Origin of the sequence: Paucibacter sp. Y2R2-4 (genome assembly GCF_025717535.1) — a bacterium.
Taxonomy (GTDB): domain Bacteria; phylum Pseudomonadota; class Gammaproteobacteria; order Burkholderiales; family Burkholderiaceae_C; genus Paucibacter_A.
In genome coordinates this window covers 89,474-108,133 of sequence record NZ_JAJIRO010000002.1, presented here as the reverse complement: position 1 = coordinate 108,133, position 18,660 = coordinate 89,474, and the positions used below count along the sequence as shown (strand labels likewise).

The window sequence follows — 18,660 nt, the reverse complement described above, 5'->3', positions numbered from 1 at the left end:
GGGCGACGCAAGCGAACAACGAGCGCACAACAAGCGGAGGACAGCAATCGATGGTCAATTCGATGAGTCGTGTGGGTGACGCCTTCTGGCGCGCTGCCGCTTACTGCCTGCACCCACGCGTGATCGCCTTGTCGATCTTGCCGCTGCTGCTGGCGGCCGGTCTGGCCTTCGGTCTGGGCTACTTCTTTTGGGAAGCGGCGGTATCCGGCGTGCGCAGTACCTTGGACTCTTGGCGTTTGGTCGAGACCTTGCTCGGCTGGTTGGACCATGTGGGCGCCTCCGGCTTGCGCAGCGTCTTGGCGCCGCTCTTGGTGCTGGCCCTGGCTTTGCCGGTAATCGTGGTGCTCAGCCTCTTGCTGGTGGCTTTGCTGATGACGCCGACCCTGGTCAAGCTGGTGGCTGACCGTCGCTTCATGGGCTTGGAGCGCAAGCATGGCGGCCCCTGGTGGAAGTCTTTGGCCTGGTCGGCCTGGCATGCGGTGTTGGCATTGTTCGCCCTGGTGGTCAGCATGCCGTTTTGGTTGATCCCTCCGCTGGTGCTGATCTTGCCACCCTTGATCTGGGGCTGGCTGGGCTACAAGGTCTTCAGCTTTGATGCGCTGGCCGAGCATGCCTCGGTGGCCGAGCGCCGCCAGCTGATGCGCGCTCACCGTCTGCCCTTGTTGCTGCTCGGTTTGGTGACGGGCTATCTCGGCGCAGCGCCTGCGGCGATCTGGGCCTTTGGGGTGATGGCCGTGGCGCTGGCCCCGTTTTTGATCTTGGCCTCCATTTGGCTCTACACCCTGGTGTTTGCTTTCTCCACCTTGTGGTTCACTCACTATTGCCTGGCCGCTTTGCAGGAGATGCGTCAGCAGCGGGTGGCGCCCACCCCGCCCAGCTTGCCTACAGTGGATGAAGTGCTGCAGTCGCCTCCGGCGCCCTTGCCGCCATTCCCGCCCTTGCCTTGAGCTTTTGAAAGTGTGGACATGAAAATTGGTTTGATCATCATTGGCGACGAAATCTTGTCCGGCAAGCGCCAAGACAAGCATCTGAGCGCCTTCATCGAATTGCTGGCCGAGCGGGGCATGAGTCTGGATTGGGCGCAATACCTGGGTGATGACCGCGAACACATCACCGCTCAGCTGCAGCAAGCCTTTGCCAGCGGTGACTTGGTGATCAGCTGCGGCGGCATTGGCGCTACGCCGGATGATCACACCCGCCAGGCCGCAGCTGCCGCGCTGGGGCAAGACCTGGCCCTGCACCCGCAAGCTCGGCAACTGATTTGGCAGCGTATCTGCGATATGGCGGCGGAAAAGGGCGAGACGGTGGACCCGGATCATCCCGATACCTTGCGTCGGCTGGAGATGGGGGTGTTTCCGAAAGACGCCGAGATCGTGCCCAATCCCTTCAACAAAATTCCGGGCTTCTCTTATGGCTCGGTTTATTTTGTGCCGGGCTTTCCGGTCATGGCCCACCCGATGATGGCCTGGGTGCTGGACCACAAGCATGCCGATCTGCATCGGGTGCGCGGCGTGCAAGAGAAGTCCTTGATCGTGAAGGGTGCGATGGAGGCCAGCCTGACCCCCTTGATGGAGGCGGTGGAGAACGATTTTCCGGGCATCAAGGTCTTCAGCCTGCCCAGCGTCGATCATCCGCAATGGGGTCGCCATATCGAGTTGGGCGTGAAAGGCGAGGCCGCGCAACTGGATGCGGCTTACGGCGCACTGAAATCGGGCGTGATCGAGTTTGGTGCATCAATAAGCACCGAAATGGTGCGATAAGGTCTCCTGTTTTTACATAGCTTCAGACCCAAAAGGGTGCGAACTTGATCTCAAACGCTGTTGCGCGCCGCTGGGCGGCGCCATAATTCGCCCGCCTGCTCGATGGAAGGCGGTGTAGCGCAGCTTTGGTGCAGATTTTTAGACGAGCCGCAGTGGCTGGTCTTAAGTTGGCACACAAAGTGCTTGTTCTAGATCGCGACGCCTAAAGACGCGGCGCGTGCCGAATTCATTCGAGTCCCCAAAAGTTTTTCCCGCTAGGAGTTTTTGATGGCCAAGACCGTCGCAGACGTGATCAAGATGGTGAAAGAGAACGAAGTCAAGTTCGTTGACTTCCGCTTCACCGATACCCGTGGCAAAGAGCAGCACGTGACCGTGCCCGTCTCGCACTTCGACGAAGACAAGTTCGTGTCGGGCCACGCATTTGACGGCTCCTCGATCGCCGGCTGGAAGGGCATTGAAGCTTCGGACATGCTCTTGATGCCCGATCCGAACACCGCCAACATCGACCCCTTCTTCGAAGAGCCGACCCTGATCCTGTCTTGCGACGTGGTCGACCCGGCCGACGGCAAGGCCTATGAGCGCGATCCGCGTTCGCTGGCCAAGCGCGCTGAAGCCTATCTGAAGTCTTCCGGCCTGGGCGACACCGCCTACTTCGGTCCCGAGCCAGAATTCTTCATCTTCGACTCGATCCGCTGGGGCAATGACATGTCCGGCTCCTTCTTCAAGATCGAATCTGAAGAAGCCGCTTGGAACACCGGCAAGGAATACGAGCACGGCAACTCCGGCTATCGCCCGACCGTCAAGGGCGGCTATTTCCCCGTGCCTCCGGTCGACAGCGGCCAAGACATGCGCTCGGAAATGTGCCTGATCTTGGAGCAACTGGGCATCCCGGTTGAAGTGCATCACCATGAAGTGGCCAACGCCGGCCAAATGGAAATCGGCACCCGTTTCAGCTCGCTGGTGCAGCGCGCTGACTGGACCCAGCTGCAAAAGTATGTGGTGCAAAACGTCGCTCACGCCTACGGCAAGACCGCGACCTTCATGCCCAAGCCTATCGTTGGCGACAACGGTTCCGGCATGCACGTGCACCAGTCGGTCTGGAAGGACGGCAAGAACCTGTTTGCTGGCGACGGCTATGCCGGTCTGTCTGACTTCGCTCTGTACTACATCGGCGGCATCATCAAGCATGCTCGCGCGCTGAACGCCATCACCAACCCCGGTACCAACTCGTACAAGCGTCTGGTGCCTGGCTACGAAGCCCCGGTGAAGTTGGCTTACTCGGCCAAGAACCGCTCGGCGTCGATCCGCATTCCTTACGTGGCTAACCCCAAGGGTCGCCGTGTTGAGGCGCGCTTCCCCGATCCATCGGCCAACCCCTACCTGTGCTTCGCAGCGCTGCTGATGGCCGGTCTGGACGGCGTGGAAAACAAGATCCATCCGGGCGAAGCCGCCACCAAGGATCTGTACCACCTGCCGCCGGAAGAAGACGCATTGGTGCCGACCGTCTGCCACAGCCTGGACCAGGCTCTGGAAGCCCTGGACAAGGATCGCGCGTTCTTGACCAAGGGTGGCGTGTTCACCGATGCCTATCTGGATGCCTACATCGAGTTGAAGATGCAGGAAGTGACCCGTCTGCGCATGGCCACGCACCCGGTCGAATTCGATATGTATTACTCGCTGTAATGCCGGTGAGCGGCGTGCGTGAATCTCACGTGACGTCGCTCGGCCTGCAAGGCGCGAACCAGGGACGACTTCGGTCGTCCCTTTTCTTTGGGCGCGGCAAAGCGATGTTCGACATTGGGGCTGCAAAGAGCGCCTATTTGCGTGCTGCTGTGGCGCGCGATACGCCACAATGCCGCCATGCTGATCCGACTCCGTACCTCACGATTGAGCTTGTTGGCCGCGCTGGTCTTGCTGGCGGCGCAAAGCGGCACGGCTGTGGCCCAGTCCACCGTCTATCGCTGCCCAGGCCCGCCGGTGCTTTACACCGACGCCTTGTCGGCCAAAGAGGCGCAGGACAAAGGCTGTCGCTCCATCGAGGGCACGCCTATCACGGTGCTGCAAGCGCCACCGCGTGCGCGTCCGAATGCCTCGGCGCCGCCGGCGGGGGCAGGTGATGCAGCGCGCGGCAGCGGCGAGGGGCGCATCGACCCCAATCAACAAAAGTCCCGTGACGGCGAACGTCGACGAGTGCTGGAAGCCGAGTTGCGTGAGGCCGAAGATCGCCTCGCGTCTTTGCAGCGCGAGTACGCAGGCGGCGCGGCCGAGCGGCGCGGCGATGAGCGCAACTATCAAAAATACCTGGACCGCATGGCTGAGCTCAAGGCCAGCATCGTGCGCCAAGAAACCGATGTTCAAGCGCTCAAGCGCGAGATCAGCAAATTGCCTTGACGGCCCTCGCACCGCGCAGGTGTTGGGGCTTGAGGCCTAGACACCATGAGCGAGACCCGAGCACTGCCCGCATCCCACAGCGCTTTTGATGCCTTTGACACCCTGGCCACCATGGTCGCGGTGGTCAAGCCCGACGGCGAATGTCTGTTCGCGAATGCGGCTTTTGAGAATGTGATGCGGCTGTCGCGACGTGCGGTGGAGCGCAGCAATCTCTACGACTGGTTTGCCGATGCCAGCCGCCTGAGCGACACGGTGCGCGGCGTGGCTCGCAATGCGTATTCAAGCAGCCGCTTTGACGCCATGTTGCGCCGCGCCGGCCGGCCATTTGAAGATTTGCTGCCGGTGCATGTGATCGTGTCCCAAATGGACTCGGACTCGCAGGTGCTGGTCGAGTTGATCGAGAACGCGCAGCAAAACCGCCAAGACCGCGAAGAGCGCACGCTCGATCAGGTGCAGGCCACCAAGGAGCTGACCCGCAATCTGGCCCATGAGATCAAGAACCCGCTGGGCGGCATTCGCGGCGCGGCCCAGTTGCTGGCCATGGAGTTGGCACCGACCGAGCTGGGCCCCGAGTTGGCCGAGTACACCCAGGTCATCATTCATGAGGTGGACCGGCTGCAGTCGCTGGTCGATCGCTTGCTGGCGCCGCACCGCCATGCGCCGGTCTTGGGCGACGTCAATATCCACGAAGTTTGCGAGCGGGTGAGGGCGCTGATCTTGGTGGAGTATCCGCGTGGATTGAAGGTCATTCGAGACTACGACACCTCGCTGCCCGATTTCCGGGGCGATCGCGAACAGCTGATTCAAGCAGTCTTGAACATTGTGCAGAACGCGGCGCAGGCGCTGCAAGCGCGCATTGCCGAGGCCGATGCCGAAGACCCGGCTTGCATCCGCCTGCGCACCCGTGTGGCCCGCCAGGTCACCATTGGCAAGCAGCGCTGGCGCCTGGCATTGGAATTGCATGTGGAGGACAACGGCCCCGGGGTGCCGGCCGAAATTCGCGATCGCATCTTTTACCCGCTGGTGTCGGGGCGAGATGGCGGCTCGGGTTTGGGCCTCACGCTGTCGCAGACCATCGCCCAGCAGCATCAAGGCATGTTGGACTGTGAGAGTGAACCGGGCCGAACGGATTTTCGATTGACTTTGCCCTTGCCCTGAACCGGGCAAGTCAGACGCGCTGAATTGCCTTTGGAAGCCTTTGCATGAAATCGATCTGGGTTGTAGACGACGACCATTCCATCCGCTTCGTGCTGGAGAAAGCGCTCACCCGCGAGGGCCTACCGGTGCGCTGCTTCAGCAATGCGCGCGATCTGCTGGCGGCCTTGGACGAAGACAGTCCGCAGGTCTTGGTCTCCGACATCCGCATGCCCGGGGGGTCAGGTCTTGACTTGCTCGCCAAGGTGAAGGCGCGGCTGCCGCAGCTGCCTGTCATCATCATGACGGCCTATTCCGACCTGGACAGCGCGGTCTCCGCCTTCCAAGGTGGCGCCTTCGAGTACCTGCCCAAGCCCTTTGATTTGCCGCGCGCGGTGGAGCTGATTCGGCGCGCTCAAGAAGAAAGCCAGCGCGAAGAAGCCCAGGGCGAAGAGTCGGCAGCCGAGGTGCCCGAGATGCTGGGCCAGGCCCCGGCCATGCAAGATGTGTTTCGCGCCATTGGGCGCTTGAGCCAAAGCCATGTGACGGTCTTGATCACCGGCGAATCGGGCTCGGGCAAGGAGTTGGTGGCGCGCGCGCTGCACAAGCACAGCCCGCGCGCCGAAGGCCCCTTCGTTGCCATCAACACGGCTGCCATCCCCAAGGATTTGCTCGAGAGCGAGCTCTTCGGCCATGAGCGTGGCGCCTTCACTGGCGCGCAAGCGACCCGGCGCGGGCGTTTTGAGCAAGCCGATGGCGGCACCTTGTTCTTGGACGAAATCGGCGATATGCCGCTGGAGTTGCAGACCCGGCTGCTTCGGGTCTTGTCCGATGGCCAGTTCTACCGCGTCGGCGGCCACAGCCCTTTGCGCAGCAACGTGCGGGTGATCGCAGCCACCCACCAAAATCTGGAAGCACGGGTGCGCCAAGGCGCGTTTCGTGAAGACTTGTTCCACCGCCTGAATGTGATTCGCCTGCGCCTGCCGGCGCTGCGCGAGCGCCGCGAAGACATCCCGGTGCTGGCGCGCTTCTTCTTGCAGCGCAGTGCCGCCGAGTTGGGCGTGGAGGCCAAGCGCCTGAGCGACGCCGCCTTGGCGCAGCTGACCAGTTTTGACTTCCCCGGCAATGTGCGGCAGTTGGAAAACATCTGCCACTGGCTCAGCGTGATGGCGCCCAGCCAGATGGTCGAGGCCAAGGATTTGCCGCAGGAATTGCTGCAGCCCACGGCTGCGAATCTGCCCGTCGATCTGGCCTTGGTGGAGGAGCCGGATCTGTCCCGCAGCGCTGCAAGCAGCACGGCGCCACAAGCCAGCGCGGTGGCGGCGGTGATGCCCAGCTTTGGTGCGGGCCCGGACGCCTGGGTGGCCGAAATGGCGCGCGAGGCACGGCGCTTGTTGGCTGCCGGTGAGCCCGATGTTTGGGATGTTTTGACGCGCCGCTTTGAGGCCAGTCTGATCTTGGCCGCGCTGGAGCTGACCCGTGGGCGCCGCATCGAGGCGGCACAAAAGCTGGGCATTGGTCGCAACACCATCACCCGCAAAATTCAAGAGTTAGGGCTGGACGCCTGAGTTCGGGTCTCGCTGGAGCTCCGCATAAACCCCAGCTGTCACGGCTGGGACATCTTTGCCGCCTGATTGCTGCCTAGAATCGAACGATCGTTCTATTTTTGCAGGGCAGTTCTGGGCGCGAGCCTCACTGCCTTGGTGTTCGATGGCCCAGCCATCGTCATTCAATCTGTGGGGACTTCAGCGCATGACAGCCAGCTACCAAGTTCGCGGCCCGGTGGCCGTGATCACTTTGAACAATCCGCCGGTCAATGGCCTGGGTTTGGCCACCCGCCAAGCCGTGGCCGCGGCCATTGAGCAAGCCGAGGCCGACGCGGCCGTGCAGGCTCTGGTCATCACCGGCGCAGGCGCCGCGTTTTCGGGCGGGGCCGACATCAAGGAGTTCGGCAGCCCCAAGGCCTTGGCGGAACCCAATCTGCTGAGCTTGGTCTTGCTGGTGGAAGCCTGTGCCAAGCCCGTGGTTGCGGCCATTCACACGGTCTGCATGGGCGGCGGTTTGGAGTTGGCCTTGGCCTGCCACTACCGCATCGCTGCGGCCGGCACCAAAGTCGCGCTGCCTGAAGTCAAGCTCGGCCTGCTGCCCGGCGCGGGCGGTACGCAGCGCCTGCCGCGCGCTTTGGGCGTGGAGCCGGCGCTGAACATGATCGTCAGCGGCGAGCCGGTGCTCAGCGAGTTGCTGGCTCAGGTGCCGGGCCAACAGCTCTTTCACCGGATGGCAAAGGGCGACCTGCTGGAGGAGGCGCTGGCTTTTGCGGCTGAAGTGGCGCAGCAGCGGCCTTTGCCACGGGTGCGTGACTTGAAGGCTCAACTGACAGACCCACAAGTCGACCCGCAGGCTTACTTCCAATTCGCACGCAATATGGTGGGCGCACAAAGCCGCAACTTCCCGGCCCCACTGCGCTGTCTGGAGGCCGTGGCCGCCTCGGTGACGATGAAGTTCGACGACGGCATCCGGGCCGAGCGCGAAGGCTTTGCCGCGCTGATGATGACGCCTGAGTCCAAGGCGCTGCGCCATGCGTTTTTTGCCGAGCGCGCCGCCAGCAAGATTGCCGATGTGCCCAGCGACACACCGCTTCGCAAGATTGAGCGCGTCGCCGTCATCGGCGCGGGCACCATGGGTGGCGGCATCAGCATGAACTTCTTGAATGCCGGCATCCCCGTTATCATTTTGGAAACCCAGCAGGACGCCTTGGACCGTGGCCTGGCCACCATCCGAAAAAACTACGAAGCCCAGGTCAAAAAGGGCAAGCTGAAGGAAGATAAGTTCCAGCAGCGCATGGGCCTGCTCAGCAGCACGCTGAACTATGCCGACATCGCCCAGGCCGATCTGGTGATCGAGGCGGTGTTTGAAGAGATGGGCGTCAAAGAGGCGGTGTTCAAACAGCTGGATGCGGTGATGAAGCCCGGCGCCATTCTGGCCAGCAACACCTCCACGTTGGACATCAACACCATCGCCCAGTTCACCCAGCGTCCGCAAGACGTGCTGGGCTTGCATTTCTTCAGCCCGGCCAATGTGATGAAGCTCTTGGAAGTGGTGCGCGGTGCGGCGACGGCCAAGGATGTCTTGGCCACGGTGATGGCCTTGGCCAAGAAGATCCGCAAGACGGCGGTGGTCTCGGGCGTGTGCGACGGCTTCATCGGCAACCGCATGATCGAGCAGTATTTCCGTCAGGCCGGCTTCTTGCTGGACGAGGGCTGCAGCCCCAGCCAGGTGGATCGCGCTTTGGAGAAGTTTGGTTTTGCCATGGGGCCGTTCCGCATGTCGGACCTGGCCGGCAATGACATCAGCTGGGCGATACGCAAGCGCCGCTATCAGGAGCAGCCGGGCCTGCGCTACTCGGCCAGCGCCGATCGACTGTGTGAACTGGGTCGTTTTGGTCAGAAGACGCAGGCCGGTTGGTATGACTACATAGAGGGCAAACGTGAGGCCTTGCCTTCGGCCGTCGTCGCCGACATGCTGGCTCAGCACCGCTCGGCTTTGGGCATCAGCGCGCGCAGCATCAGCGACGATGAAATCGTGCAGCGCTTGGTGTTTGCCCTGGTCAATGAAGGGGCGCGTTTGCTGGAGGAGGGCATTGCCCAAAGGGCCTCAGACGTGGACATGGTCTACCTGACCGGCTACGGCTTCCCGCTCTGGCGCGGTGGCCCGATGTGCTACGCCGACACGGTCGGTTTGTTCAATGTGCTGCAGGCGATGAAGCGCTTTGCCAAGAACCCGCTGGATGACGCGAAGTTCTGGGAGCCCGCGCCGCTGCTGGCCCGTCTGGTCGCCGAAGGCGGCTCTTTCACCGGCTGAGCCGCATCGCCAAAGGAATCCATACCATGAGCAAAGCACTGATTGCTTCGACCGCCCGTACGCCCCTGGCCAAGAGCTGGAAGGGCGCCTTCAATATGACCCACGGCGCCACCTTGGGTGGCCATGCGGTGGCCGCCGCCGTGGCCCGCAGCGGCGTGCAAGCAGCCGACATCGAAGACGTTTTGATGGGCTGCGCTGCGCCCGAAGGCGCCACCGGCAGCAATATCGCGCGGCAAATCGCCTTGCGCGCCGGCCTGCCGGTGTCGGTCAGCGGTGTCACCGTCAATCGTTTTTGCTCCAGCGGTTTGCAGACCATCGCCATGGCGGCGCAGCGCATCATGGCCGGTGAAGGTGATGTTTATGTGGCCGGCGGCGTGGAGAGTATTTCCTGCGTGCAGAACGAGGCGAACCGCCATATGAGCACCGACCCGGTGCTGCTCAAAGCCAAGCCCGAGATCTACTGGAATATGTTGCAGACCGCCGAGAACGTGGCGCAACGCTACAAGATCGGCCGCGAGCGCATGGACCAGTACGGCGCGCAGAGCCAGCAGCGAGCCTGCGCCGCTCAGGCCGCTGGGCTTTTTAGCGCCGAGTTGGCGCCCATCACCGTGACCATGGGTGTGGCCGACAAGCTGATGGGCTTGATGACGCGTGAAGTGACCGTGAGCGCCGATGAAGGCCTGCGCGAGGGCACCACTTATGAGGCCATCAAAGACCTGCGTTCGGCCATGCCCGGCGGTCTGATTTCGGCCGGCAATGCCAGCCAGTTTTCCGACGGGGCCGGGGCTTGTGTCTTGGCCAGTGAAAGCTATGCCGAGCGCCACGGTCTGCAGCCGCTGGGGCGCTTCCTGGGCTTTGCGGTGGCCGGCTGTGAGCCCGATGAAATGGGCATTGGCCCGGTCTTCGCCGTGCCCAAGGTCTTGAAACGCCTGGGCCTGACGGTGGCCGACATCGACTTGTGGGAATTGAACGAAGCCTTTGCGGTGCAAGTGCTGTACTGCGCCGACACCCTGGGTATTCCGATGGACAAGCTCAATGTCAATGGCGGCGCCATCGCGGTGGGTCACCCTTACGGCGTGTCGGGTCAGCGCTTGACCGGTCATGCCTTGATCGAGGGCAAGCGTCGCGGCGCCAAGCGGGTCTGCGTGACCATGTGCATCGGCGGCGGCATGGGTGCGGCCGGCGTGTTCGAGGTCTTGTGAGCATGCTCAGCCCGGAAGAGTTTTTGGCCATGGGCCGCGCCGTCTTGGCTCAGCAGGGCTTCAGCGTCCTGCTGGGCGCCGAGCTGACGGCGTTTTCGCCCGGCAAGGTGCAGCTGGAATTGCGCTTGACCGATCAGCTCAAACAACAAGACGGCTTTGCCCACGGCGGCGTCATCAGCTATCTGGCCGATAACGCCTTGACCTTTGCCGGCGGCAGCGCCTTGCACGCGCCGGTGCTGACCTCGGAATTCAAAATCAACTATGTGCGGCCCGGTGTTGGGGAGCGCCTGATTGTGCGAGCCCATGCCGAGGCAGTGAGCAAGACGCAAGCCGTGTGCCGCTGTGAGGTGTTCGCGGTGCAGGACGAACTGGAAAAACTCTGCGCCCTGGCCCAGGGCACCATCGTCAAACAGGCCTGAGACCGGAGGTTTTTCCATCATGCGCCAGACCTTGGACTTCTTGCTCAATGACTGGCTGCAGGTGCAAAACCTGAACCAGCGCGATCGTTTTGCCGAGCATTCGGCCGAGACCTTTGCAGCGGTGCTGGACACTTGCGAGCGCATTGCACGAGACAAGTTCGCCCCCATCAATCGCCTCACCGACACCCAGGAGCCGCGCTTTGACGGCGAGCGGGTGCTTCTGCCCGAAGGCACGCTGGCGGCACTGGACGCCTATGTGGCCTCTGGCATGTTGGCCGCCTCGCAGAATCATGAATGGGGCGGCATGCAGCTGCCTTGCGTGATCGAGATGGCCGCCAATGCCTTCTTCAGCAAGGCCAATGTGTCGATCGGCGCCTACGCCATGTTGACCAGCGGCAATGCCAATCTTCTGATGGCCCATGGCAGCCCCAGGCAGCGCGAGGTTTTCGCGCAAGCGCAGTTCGCCGGGCGCTGGTTTGGCACCATGTGCTTGAGCGAGCCGCAAGCGGGGTCTTCGCTGTCCGACATCAGCACTCGCGCCCTCCCAGACGGCGCGGACTTTGCCGAGGAGCCCCTAGGTCCGCGCTACCGCCTCAAAGGCCACAAGATGTGGATCTCGGGTGGCGAGCACGAGTTGCGCGAGAACATCGTGCATCTGGTGCTGGCCAAGATTGCCGGGCCGGATGGCCAGACCATACCGGGCGCCAAAGGCATCTCGCTCTTCATCGTGTCTAAGCGCATGGTGAGGGCCGATGGCCAGCTGAGTGGCGAGCGCAATGATGTGGCGCTGGCTGGCCTGAACCACAAGCTGGGGTTTCGCGGCACCAGCAACTGCTTGTTGAATTTTGGCGAGGGTCAGTTCTTGCCTGGAGGCCAAGCCGGCGCCGTGGGCTATCTGGTCGGACAGCCCGGCGAAGGCCTGAAGTGCATGTTCCACATGATGAACGAGGCGCGCATCGGCGTTGGCCTGGGGGCTGCGATGCTGGGCTATGCCGGCTATGAAGCCAGCTTGGCTTATGCACGCCAGCGGCCACAAGGCCGGCCTGTCGGCGTGGGCGGCAAAGACGCCTCGCAGCCGCAGCGGCCCATCATTGAGCATGCCGACGTCAAACGCATGCTCTTGGCGCAAAAGAGCTATGTGGAAGGCGCGCTGGCCCTGGCCTTGCTTTGTGCGCGGCTGGTGGACGAGCAGCACACCGGCGAAGCTGAGGCTGCAGAAGAGGCCCGCCTGGTGCTGGAGGTCTTGATCCCCATCGTCAAGAGTTGGCCCAGCGAATGGGGCTTGGAGGCGAACTCGCTGGCCATCCAGGTCTTGGGTGGCTATGGCTACACCCGCGACTTTCCGGTGGAGCAGTATTGGCGCGACAACCGCCTGAACATGATTCACGAGGGCACGCACGGCATTCATGGCCTGGACCTCTTGGGCCGCAAGGTGCTGATGCAGGGCGGGCGGGCGCTGATGGCGCTGGCCACGCGCATCAATCGCACGATCGAGGCTGCTCTGCAGCAGCCCGGTCTGGATGAGATGGGCAATGCCTTGGCGGCCGCCATGGCCCGCGTCGGCCGCGCCACCAAGCAAGCCTGGAGCAGCGGCGAGCCGGAAGAAGCCCTGGCCAATGCCACGCCTTACTTGCAGGCTTTTGGCCATTTGGTGCTAGCCTGGGTCTGGTTGGATCTGGCCTTGACGGCCGGGCAGGGCAGTGACTTCGCCCAAGGCAAGCAAGCCGCTTGCCGTTATTTTTATGCTTATGAGCTGCCCAAGATCGAGGCTTGGTTGGCGGTGGTCAGCCGCCGCGAGCCCTTGTGCAAAGACATGGCAGACGCTTGGTTTTGATTGATTTTTGAGAGGCAGGGCATGGCCGGTGAAGAAGAGCTTGGCAAGTCGGGGCGCAGCGCGCAGGCCTTGCTGTGGATGGAGCGGCTGGTTTGGATCTTGGTTTATGGCGGCCTGCTGGTCTTTGTGCTGGGCCTGGCAGTGCTGCAGTTCGGGCCACACAGCCTGGGTGGCAAAGGAGACGGCATGACCGACGCTGAGGTGCTTGGGTACTTCCTCTTGGCCAAAGGCGCGATTGCCGTGGCGGCCGGCGTCGTGGTGATCTGGCTGCGCTCGCGCTGGAAGTGAGACTGAGGCTAGCGGCGCTAGGCCCGCTCGTTTCGGCGATGATAGGAGCTGCACTTGCTGCTGCGCCCTTTGCTCATGCAAGTTGGGCCTGCTCACTCCTTATCGTATTTGATCAAGTCGCCTCATGTCAGACCGCAAGAACGCCAAATCCGCTTTGAAATTCCCGGTGCGCATCCCCTTTGTTGAACAACTGGGTTTGGAGTTGCACAGCATGGGCGACGGTCAGGCCGAGTTGCGGGTCGACCTGAACGAGGGGCATCTCAATTCATGGGAAGTGGCCCATGGCGGGGTCTTGATGACCATGCTGGACGTGGCCATGGCGCATGCGGCGCGCAGCATCCATATGGGCGAGAACGGCATGGGCCCCGGGGTGGTCACCATTGAGATGAAGACCTCTTTCATGCGGCCTGGCGAGGGCGAGCTGCGCGCCATCGCCAAGCTCTTGGATCACACGGTGACCCTGGCTTTTTGCGAGGGCCGGGTGATTGGGGAGGACGGCAAGCTCTGCGCCCACGCCACCGCCACTTTCAAATACCTGAAGGCCTTGCCGGGGCGCGGCCGCAGCATCAAGCCCTTGCAAAGGGCCGAGGACTGAGTACTGCTTCCTCGGCCTGGGCCTCTCAGGCCTTTAGCGCAGCTTGAAGATAGCCACCGCCTGCACCAACTGATCGGCCTGGACACGCAGGCTTTCGGCGGCGGCTGCACTTTCTTCCACCAAGGCGGCGTTTTGCTGGGTGACCTTGTCCATCTGCGTGATGGCCTCGCCCACCTGGGCAATGCCTGAGCTTTGCTCGGAGCTGGCCGAGCTGATCTCGCCGACGATGTCGGTGACGCGGCGGATGGCAGTGACAATTTCGGTCATCGTCACGCCGGCCTTGTCGACCAAGACGGTGCCTTGCTCGACCCGCTCGACGCTGGCATTGATCAAGACCTTGATCTCTTTGGCCGCTTCGGCACTGCGCTGCGCCAGTGAGCGAACCTCGCTGGCCACCACCGCGAAGCCGCGGCCTTGCTCACCGGCGCGGGCGGCTTCCACCGCCGCGTTCAGCGCCAAAATATTGGTCTGGAAGGCGATGCCGTCAATGACGCTGATGATGTCGGAGATCTTCTTCGAGCTGTCATTGATGCCCTTCATGGTCTCGACGACTTCGCCGACCACATCGCCGCCTTGGCTGGCCACTTGCGAGGCACCCAGGGCGAGTTGATTTGCTTGCTTGGCGTTGTCGGCGTTATTGCGTACGGTGGAGCTGAGCTCGTCCATGGTGGCCGCGGTTTGCTCCAGCGCGCTGGCTTGCTCTTCGGTGCGTTGGCTCAGGTCGGCATTGCCCTGGGCAATCTGGCCGCTGCCGGTGGCCACGCTCTCCGAATTGCCACGCACCGTGGAGACAATCTCACGCAGCCGTTCACGCATATGGTCCAAGGCCTGCAGCAATTGCGAAGTTTCATCGCGGCCACTGACGTCAAAGCGCACCGTCATATCGCCGTCGCTCATGGCTTGCGCGCCTTCCACGGCACGGGCCAGCGGTTGGGTGACATTGCGGCTGATGCTCAAGCCCAAGCCGACGCCGACTACCACGCCCAGCACGATCAGCACTACGGTCATATTGCGGCTGCTGTGATAAAGCTCGTCATTGGCGTCTGAGACCGCCTTGGCATCGGTCTCTTTTTGTAGCGACAAGGCGCTGAGCGCTTGGTCGACCAAGATGCCTTGCGGCGTGACATCGGACTTGATGTATTTGATCGCCTCATTGGAGCCACTCAGATCGGTCTTCTGAATCCGGGCCAGCAGCTCTTGGGCGATCTGCTGATCTTTCTCCCACAGCGCGCGCAGCTTGTTGGTGTTGTCGCGGGCTTTGCTGTCGAGTTGCAGCTTAGACGCTTGATCCAGCAGCTCGCCGCATTTCTTGCGCGAGTCGCTCATCAGGCGCAGGGCCTGATCCCGCTCTTGCGCATCGGTGGCCAGCAGTGCCTCGCGCACCGCTACCAGTGCTTGCAGGCGCTGCGCATTGGCTTCTTTGATCAGGGAAACGCCGACCAGTTGTTGTTCGTACAGCTGGGTGTCCGCATCGTTGATGCGCTTCATATTGAAGATCGCGAAGCCGCCGAGTGCGGCGCCAATCAGCGCGACGGCACAGAAGGCGGCCACCAGCTTGGTGGAAATTTTGTAGTCGGAAAGTTGCATGTTGCGGGCTCCTGCGATGCATGCGATGGTTGATTCTGTCTGTTTTCAAGCCCCGCTGCTCGCAGGGTTTGCCGGGGCTTGGCTGTGGTTTTGAAGCAATAGGTGTTTGTCGGCGGCAACGCTGGCTCAGCGTTGCTGGCTGAGTTTGAAGACGGCCACCGCCTGCACCAGCTGAGCGGCTTGTCCACGCAGACTCTCGGCGGCGGCCGCGCTTTCTTCCACCAGGGCCGCGTTTTGCTGGGTGACCTTGTCCATCTGGGTGATGGCCTCGCCGACCTGGGCAATGCCCGAGCTTTGCTCGGTGCTGGCCGAGCTGATCTCGCCGACGATATCGGTGACGCGTCGGATGGCGCTGACGATCTCGTCCATGGTCACGCCGGCTTTGTCCACCAAGGCCGTGCCTTGCTCGACCCGCTCGACGCTGGCGTTGATCAAGACCTTGATCTCTTTGGCGGCTTCGGCGCTGCGCTGCGCCAGTGAACGCACCTCGCTGGCTACCACCGCAAAGCCGCGCCCTTGCTCGCCAGCGCGTGCGGCTTCGACAGCCGCGTTCAGCGCCAAGATATTGGTCTGGAAGGCGATGCCGTCAATGACGCTGATGATGTCGGAGATCTTCTTCGAGCTGTCGTTGATGCCCTTCATCGTCTCCACCACCTGGCCCACCACCTCGCCCCCTTGCATGGCGACCTGCGAAGCGCCCAGCGCCAATTGATTGGCCTGCTTGGCGTTGTCTGCGTTGTTGCGCACGGTGGAGCTGAGCTCGTCCATGGTGGCGGCGGTTTGCTCCAGCGCGCTGGCTTGCTCTTCGGTGCGCTGGCTCAGGTCGGCATTGCCTTGGGCAATCTGGCCGCTGCCGGTGGCTACGCTCTCGGCGTTGTCGCGCACCTGGGTGACGATGTCTTGCAGGCGCTGGCGCATGCTTTCCTGGGCGCGCAAGAGGTCGGCAGTTTCGTCCCGGCCTTGGGCTTGTAGCGGCTGGCTCATATCGCCTTCGCTCATGCGCTCGGCGGCGCCCAGCGCAGTTTGCAGCGAGCTCACCACATTGCGGCTGATCAGCAGGCCCAGGGCAATACCTCCGGCCACGCCCAGCACGATCAAGGCCAGGGTGAAATTGCGGCTGCTCAGGTAGGTGGCTTCGGTTTCATCATTGACGCGCTTGGCATTGGCCTCTTTCAGTTGGGACAGAGTAGTCATTTGGTCGTCGACCTTGTTGACTACGGGGGCGAAGCTCTTGAATAGATAGTCCACGGCCTCCGCATTACCCGCTAAGGAGTCATCCGCTAGCTTTCCGTCCAGCGTATTCAGGACCGACTCATATTCGGACCACATGCCCTTGAGCTTGCCGAACTCGGCTTTGCCCTTTTCGCTCCAGAATAAGGGCTCGGCTTTTCCCATATTGCTCTTGATCAGATCGAGGTTCTTGCGCAGGTTGGTCCGTGCCTTGTTGCGCACCTCCGGCGTGGTAGCCAGCAAGGCGTTTCGAGCGTCTCTGCCGACATAAAGAAGGTCGATATTGGCCTCTTTGATCAGCGAGACGCCGAGCAGTTCTTTCTCGAACATTTCGTCGGCCGCTTGGGCCATGGCGCGCATATTGAAAAGACCCAAAGTGCCAATCAGCGCGCCAAGGGCGGAGATCAGCAAAAACGCCGCGATCAGCTTGGTGGCGATTTTGTAGTTGGACAGATTCATGAAACGGGCTCCTGTCTTATCGGGCTGGCGGAACCCTGTCGCGAAAATTCGCACAAGGCTGGCTGGCAAAGAGGGCACACTTCGGCGCCATGCGAGGGCGGATGTTTCAAACTGCCGCCGCATGAGGCCTCGCGCATCCATCAAGGACGCATGTCGGGCTATCGGCCCCGGCGCGGGGAACTTGAATGCCGAGGCTGGGCGAGGCATCGCCCCTTGATGGGCAACAAAAAAGCACGATCGTGCTGAAATGTCGCCGCCCAGACCTATTTCGGGCCTCCTGCATGATTCAATGCAGGCCTATCCGGTGCCGGATGTCGAAGTGCCTGCCGCAGCGGGTAGGCGCTAATCTGCATCAGGCGGCACCCGCCATTGATCGAGGAGTTTGATTGCCATGAGTGTCACCATCAATCCACAAATTCAGCTGGTCTCACGCCCGCATGGCGAGGCCAGTGCGGACAACTTCAGGCTCGTGGAAGTCGCCATGCCTGAGTTGCAGGACGGCCAGGTCTTGGTGCGAAACCATTTCCTGAGCCTGGACCCCTATATGCGCGGCCGCATGAACGAGGGTAAGAGCTACGCCCAGCCGCAGCCCTTGAACGAGGTGATGTTGGGTGGCACGGTGGGCGAGGTCGTCGCTTCCAAAAATGCCAGCTTCGCCGTCGGTGACAAGGTCGTGGGCATGGGCGGCTGGCAACACTACTTCATCGTCGATGCCAGCCAGCGCGGTATGCTGCAAAAGGTCGATGCCACCCATATTCCTTTGTCGGCGTTTTTGGGCGCCGTGGGCATGCCCGGCGTGACCGCCTGGTATGGCTTGGTCAAGATCATCAATCCCAAGGCCGGCGAGACGGTGGTGGTGAGCGCCGCCAGTGGCGCGGTGGGCTCGGTGGTGGGGCAACTGGCCAAGGCCCGCGGTGCGCGAGTGGTGGGCCTGGCGGGCGGCGCGGAGAAATGCCGTTACGTGCAGGAAGAACTGGGCTTTGATGCCTGCATCGATTACAAGCCGCATGCCGATGTGAAGTCTTTGTCGGCGGCTCTGAAGACCGCCTGCCCGGACGGCATCGACGGCTATTTTGAGAACGTCGGCGGCCTGATCTTGGACGCGGTGATGTCCCGCGCCAACGCCTTCAGCCGGGTGGCCATGTGCGGCATGATCGCTGGCTACAACGGCGAACCGATTCCGATGAGTGCGCCTCAGCTGATCCTGGTGAATCGGATGAAGGTTGAGGGCTTTATCGTCAGCGAGCATATGGAGGTCTGGCCCGAGGCCTTGAAGGAGTTGGGCACGCTGGTGGCCACCGGCCGGCTGAAGTTCCGCGAGTCCGTCAGCGAAGGCCTGGCCAGCGCGCCCGAAGCCTTTTTGGGCTTGCTGAAGGGCCGTAACTTTGGCAAACAACTGGTGAGGCTGGTCTGATGGGCTTGCGTTGGACGTGCGCGCGCCTGCAGGACCTGAGCCCGCTGGCCCTGTATCAGGCGCTGGCCTTGCGCTCGCAGGTCTTTGTGTTGGAGCAGGCCTGCGTGTACCTGGACCCCGACGGTGTGGACCTGTTGGCTTGGCACCTGCTCGGGCATGACGAAGACAGCGGTGAGCTCTTCGCCAATGCGCGCTTGTTGCCGCCTCAGGCCAAAGGGCCGACGCATCTGCTGCCGGAGATCGGTCGCGTGGTCAGCGCGCCGGCCGCGCGAGGCACGGGCGCGGGTCGCGCTTTGATGCAGCAGGCGATTGCAGAGTGCGAGCGCCTCTGGCCGGGCCAGGCGATTGCCATCAATGCGCAGGCCTATTTGCTGGACTTCTACGCCAGCCAGGGCTTTGTGCAGACCTCATCGCCCTATGACGAAGACGGCATCATGCACATCGATATGCAAAGGCCCGCCCGCCAAGTTTGAGGGCGCGAGGGTC

16 protein-coding genes are annotated in these 18,660 nt (G+C 62.3%); 14 read left to right on the top strand and 2 right to left on the bottom strand.

Annotation, left to right across the window (positions count from 1 at the left end; all coding sequences use genetic code 11):
* Nucleotides 1–50: 50 nt before the first annotated feature.
* The 12 genes from LNV06_RS07400 to LNV06_RS07345 all read left to right on the top strand — a co-directional run bounded on the left by LNV06_RS07400 (nucleotide 51) and on the right by LNV06_RS07345 (nucleotide 13,484).
* Nucleotides 51–947 carry an EI24 domain-containing protein gene (locus LNV06_RS07400; RefSeq protein WP_263537622.1) on the top strand — a complete coding sequence of 299 codons (897 nt, stop codon included), beginning with the start codon at nucleotides 51–53 and terminating at the stop codon, nucleotides 945–947.
* A gap of 18 nt (nucleotides 948–965) precedes the next feature.
* Nucleotides 966–1,760 carry a competence/damage-inducible protein A gene (locus LNV06_RS07395; protein ID WP_263537621.1) on the top strand — a complete coding sequence of 265 codons (795 nt, stop codon included), beginning with the start codon at nucleotides 966–968 and terminating at the stop codon, nucleotides 1,758–1,760.
* Nucleotides 1,761–2,027: 267 nt separating this feature from the next.
* Complete coding sequence (glnA, locus tag LNV06_RS07390) at nucleotides 2,028–3,443, top strand: type I glutamate--ammonia ligase (protein ID WP_263537620.1); 1,416 nt, start codon at nucleotides 2,028–2,030, stop codon at nucleotides 3,441–3,443.
* A gap of 177 nt (nucleotides 3,444–3,620) precedes the next feature.
* Complete coding sequence (locus LNV06_RS07385; RefSeq protein ID WP_263537619.1) at nucleotides 3,621–4,151, top strand: hypothetical protein; 531 nt, start codon at nucleotides 3,621–3,623, stop codon at nucleotides 4,149–4,151.
* 45 nt (nucleotides 4,152–4,196) lie between these two features.
* Nucleotides 4,197–5,309, top strand: coding sequence for a nitrogen regulation protein NR(II) (glnL, locus tag LNV06_RS07380; protein ID WP_263537618.1), 1,113 nt, complete (start codon nucleotides 4,197–4,199; stop codon nucleotides 5,307–5,309).
* A gap of 44 nt (nucleotides 5,310–5,353) precedes the next feature.
* A complete protein-coding gene (gene ntrC, locus LNV06_RS07375) occupies nucleotides 5,354–6,853 on the top strand; it encodes a nitrogen regulation protein NR(I) (protein WP_263537617.1) in 1,500 nt (499 codons plus the stop codon).
* Nucleotides 6,854–7,037: 184 nt separating this feature from the next.
* Nucleotides 7,038–9,146, top strand: a complete 2,109-nt coding sequence (locus LNV06_RS07370; RefSeq protein ID WP_263537616.1) for a 3-hydroxyacyl-CoA dehydrogenase NAD-binding domain-containing protein — start codon at nucleotides 7,038–7,040, stop codon at nucleotides 9,144–9,146.
* A 26-nt stretch (nucleotides 9,147–9,172) separates the two neighbouring features.
* Nucleotides 9,173–10,348, top strand: a complete 1,176-nt coding sequence (locus LNV06_RS07365; protein ID WP_263537615.1) for an acetyl-CoA C-acyltransferase — start codon at nucleotides 9,173–9,175, stop codon at nucleotides 10,346–10,348.
* Nucleotides 10,349–10,350: 2 nt separating this feature from the next.
* A complete protein-coding gene (locus LNV06_RS07360; RefSeq protein WP_263537614.1) occupies nucleotides 10,351–10,767 on the top strand; it encodes a PaaI family thioesterase in 417 nt (138 codons plus the stop codon).
* A gap of 19 nt (nucleotides 10,768–10,786) precedes the next feature.
* Nucleotides 10,787–12,601, top strand: coding sequence for an acyl-CoA dehydrogenase family protein (locus LNV06_RS07355; RefSeq protein ID WP_263537613.1), 1,815 nt, complete (start codon nucleotides 10,787–10,789; stop codon nucleotides 12,599–12,601).
* A 21-nt stretch (nucleotides 12,602–12,622) separates the two neighbouring features.
* On the top strand, nucleotides 12,623–12,889 hold the full coding sequence (locus LNV06_RS07350) for a hypothetical protein (RefSeq protein WP_263537612.1): 267 nt from the start codon (nucleotides 12,623–12,625) through the stop codon (nucleotides 12,887–12,889).
* A 124-nt stretch (nucleotides 12,890–13,013) separates the two neighbouring features.
* Nucleotides 13,014–13,484, top strand: a complete 471-nt coding sequence (locus LNV06_RS07345; protein WP_263537611.1) for a PaaI family thioesterase — start codon at nucleotides 13,014–13,016, stop codon at nucleotides 13,482–13,484.
* A gap of 33 nt (nucleotides 13,485–13,517) precedes the next feature.
* Here the strand turns inward: LNV06_RS07345 and LNV06_RS07340 are convergent, their stop codons facing one another.
* A complete protein-coding gene (locus LNV06_RS07340) occupies nucleotides 13,518–15,071 on the bottom strand; it encodes a methyl-accepting chemotaxis protein (RefSeq protein WP_263537610.1) in 1,554 nt (517 codons plus the stop codon).
* A 126-nt stretch (nucleotides 15,072–15,197) separates the two neighbouring features.
* Nucleotides 15,198–16,760, bottom strand: a complete 1,563-nt coding sequence (locus LNV06_RS22555) for a methyl-accepting chemotaxis protein (RefSeq protein ID WP_318013455.1) — start codon at nucleotides 16,758–16,760, stop codon at nucleotides 15,198–15,200.
* 391 nt (nucleotides 16,761–17,151) lie between these two features.
* On the opposite strand from LNV06_RS22555, the gene LNV06_RS07325 reads away from it, so the two are divergent.
* A complete protein-coding gene (locus tag LNV06_RS07325; RefSeq protein ID WP_263537609.1) occupies nucleotides 17,152–18,174 on the top strand; it encodes an NADP-dependent oxidoreductase in 1,023 nt (340 codons plus the stop codon).
* Entirely contained in the window at nucleotides 18,174–18,647 is a 474-nt protein-coding gene (locus LNV06_RS07320; protein ID WP_263537608.1) for a GNAT family N-acetyltransferase, read from the top strand. The genes LNV06_RS07325 and LNV06_RS07320 overlap by 1 nt, the downstream gene beginning before the upstream one ends.
* Nucleotides 18,648–18,660 lie beyond the last annotated feature (13 nt).

Excerpts from the sequence above, each read along its gene's own strand:
- LNV06_RS07400 (WP_263537622.1), top strand. The coding sequence starts at position 51 with ATGGTCAATTCGATGAGTCGTGTGGGTGACGCCTTCTGGCGCGCTGCC.
- LNV06_RS07395 (WP_263537621.1), top strand. The coding sequence starts at position 966 with ATGAAAATTGGTTTGATCATCATTGGCGACGAAATCTTGTCCGGCAAG.
- glnA (WP_263537620.1), top strand. The coding sequence starts at position 2,028 with ATGGCCAAGACCGTCGCAGACGTGATCAAGATGGTGAAAGAGAACGAA.
- LNV06_RS07385 (WP_263537619.1), top strand. The coding sequence starts at position 3,621 with ATGCTGATCCGACTCCGTACCTCACGATTGAGCTTGTTGGCCGCGCTG.
- glnL (WP_263537618.1), top strand. The coding sequence starts at position 4,197 with ATGAGCGAGACCCGAGCACTGCCCGCATCCCACAGCGCTTTTGATGCC.
- ntrC (WP_263537617.1), top strand. The coding sequence starts at position 5,354 with ATGAAATCGATCTGGGTTGTAGACGACGACCATTCCATCCGCTTCGTG.
- LNV06_RS07370 (WP_263537616.1), top strand. The coding sequence starts at position 7,038 with ATGACAGCCAGCTACCAAGTTCGCGGCCCGGTGGCCGTGATCACTTTG.
- LNV06_RS07365 (WP_263537615.1), top strand. The coding sequence starts at position 9,173 with ATGAGCAAAGCACTGATTGCTTCGACCGCCCGTACGCCCCTGGCCAAG.
- LNV06_RS07360 (WP_263537614.1), top strand. The coding sequence starts at position 10,351 with ATGCTCAGCCCGGAAGAGTTTTTGGCCATGGGCCGCGCCGTCTTGGCT.
- LNV06_RS07355 (WP_263537613.1), top strand. The coding sequence starts at position 10,787 with ATGCGCCAGACCTTGGACTTCTTGCTCAATGACTGGCTGCAGGTGCAA.
- LNV06_RS07350 (WP_263537612.1), top strand. The coding sequence starts at position 12,623 with ATGGCCGGTGAAGAAGAGCTTGGCAAGTCGGGGCGCAGCGCGCAGGCC.
- LNV06_RS07345 (WP_263537611.1), top strand. The coding sequence starts at position 13,014 with ATGTCAGACCGCAAGAACGCCAAATCCGCTTTGAAATTCCCGGTGCGC.
- LNV06_RS07340 (WP_263537610.1), bottom strand. The coding sequence starts at position 15,071 with ATGCAACTTTCCGACTACAAAATTTCCACCAAGCTGGTGGCCGCCTTC.
- LNV06_RS22555 (WP_318013455.1), bottom strand. The coding sequence starts at position 16,760 with ATGAATCTGTCCAACTACAAAATCGCCACCAAGCTGATCGCGGCGTTT.
- LNV06_RS07325 (WP_263537609.1), top strand. The coding sequence starts at position 17,152 with ATGAGTGTCACCATCAATCCACAAATTCAGCTGGTCTCACGCCCGCAT.
- LNV06_RS07320 (WP_263537608.1), top strand. The coding sequence starts at position 18,174 with ATGGGCTTGCGTTGGACGTGCGCGCGCCTGCAGGACCTGAGCCCGCTG.